Below are 1,881 nucleotides of genomic sequence, written 5' to 3' on the forward strand. Positions count from 1 at the left end.
CGTTTAACCGATGATCAAACGCAAACACGCCTGAAAAACCAAGCGATACGTGAAAAGAAGAAAGGCATTGTCATGAAGGATAAAAGTAAACGTTTAATGGGCATAAATGTATATATTACGAACACATCGCTAGAAGAAGTACCGACGAACTATGTGCATTCCTTGTATTCACTGCGTTGGCAAATAGAGATTTTGTTTAAAACATGGAAGTCGTTCTTTGAAATTGATGAGTGTAAGGGCATCAAAAAAGAACGTCTTGAATGCCATTTGTATGGTCAACTCATTGGCATTCTCATCTGTTCCTCTACGATGTTTCAAATGCGACAGTTTCTACTCGGAAAGCAGAAGCAAGAACTAAGCGAATACAAAGCAATTTATATGATTAAGGATTACTTTCCGTTACTGTTCCAAGCAATGGCAGTTGACACAGATGAACTCTCGGCGATTCTGCATCGCCTCTATCAATCGCTTAAAAAGAATGGTCGTAAATGTCATCGGTACAAAAAAATGACCGTCTTCGATATTCTTGGTGTTGTCTATGAAACGACGGTGAATAAAAGACAAGTTGCCTAGCGGAAAAATCACATTTTCATAGGTTTATTTGGCATGTTTATTTTTCCAAAACCCATTAGTCACAGTACAAAAACCAAGGTATAGCTAGGGTTTCTCACCGTTAGCTTGATGGGCATGGGGTACCGCCAGCATTTCGGAAAAAAACCACGCTAAGCAAATTTCGACATAAAAAGCTGAAACTATGACAAAGATGCACCAGCATGTAAGTGCTGATGCATCTTTATCAACAACTTGATTAGGTACGCTTCGTATAACGAAAAAAGGGAAGAAGTGGATTGCACAAATAGCCATCACTATACCTACAACAGAAAAAACAGGAATGAAAATAATGGGGATAGATTTAGGGTTAAAAGTACCTGCTGTTGCAGTGACAGATGATGATAAAGTTCATTTCTTTGGGAATGGTAGACAGAACAAATATGTGAAACGAAAGTTTCGTAGTATTCGAAAGAAATTAGGAAAACAAAAGAAAGTAAATGCTATTCGTAACTTCGATGATAAAGAGCAACGATATATGGAAGACCAAGATCATAAAGTTAGCCGTGCGATTGTCAATTTTGCAAGAAATAATAGTATTTCTGTCATTCGTTTAGAACAGTTAGCGAATATTAGACAGACGGCAAGAACAAGCCGTAAAAACGAAAAGAATTTGCACAGCTGGTCATTCTATCGTTTATCTCAATTCATCGAATATAAAGCAAATTTAGAAGGTATTAAAGTTGAATATGTGAATCCTGCGTATACTTCTCAAACATGTCCGAAATGTGCTAAAAAGAACAAAGCACATGATAGGAAATACATATGTAAATGTGGATTTGAAAAACATCGTGATTTAGTAGGTGCTATGAATATTCGATATGCACCTGTGGTTGATGGTAACAGTCAATCAGCATAGGGAACTATATGTTCTGCCCTATGAGGGGCAATAAGATGCCCTCATCTTGAAGGCTGTTCGAAACAGAAATGGATTGAGAACGTAAAGTCATTCAGGAATCCCATCCGTTACACTGGAAGGTATAGGACTTGCGGCTTTAGCCGTGGGAGTCTCAATTATAGGATGAAGAAATTTATCTTGGAAAATTTGAACAAACGTTTGTTTAAAACATTTTGGTTATGAATTAATAGAGGAAGTACTATACTTTTAATTGTTCGATTTGTTGGAGCTCGCATTTATTATGTAAATTTTATATAACAAAGAAAAAAGGGTTCTGTTGCAAAGTTTGAAAAAAGCATAAACCATAAACAGTTTGGTAAATGAAGAACAATGTTTAGGAAGTAGCTAGTAATTGTTGAAGTTCATTGTACGTT

At 36.4% G+C, this 1,881-nt stretch carries 1 protein-coding gene and 1 pseudogene; both read left to right on the top strand.

The features are described from left to right. Positions 1–573: transposase (locus ACFQZ1_RS11080; protein ID WP_377882253.1), on the top strand; the 573-nt coding region annotated here is incomplete at its 5' end. Positions 574–808: 235 nt separating this feature from the next. After that, a pseudogene (locus ACFQZ1_RS11085) lies at positions 809–1,468 on the top strand (RNA-guided endonuclease TnpB family protein); the annotation flags it as partial. Positions 1,469–1,881 lie beyond the last annotated feature (413 nt).

Source organism: Bacillus sp. CGMCC 1.60114 (assembly GCF_042676365.1).
Taxonomy (GTDB): domain Bacteria; phylum Bacillota; class Bacilli; order Bacillales; family Bacillaceae_G; genus Bacillus_A; species Bacillus_A rhizoplanae_A.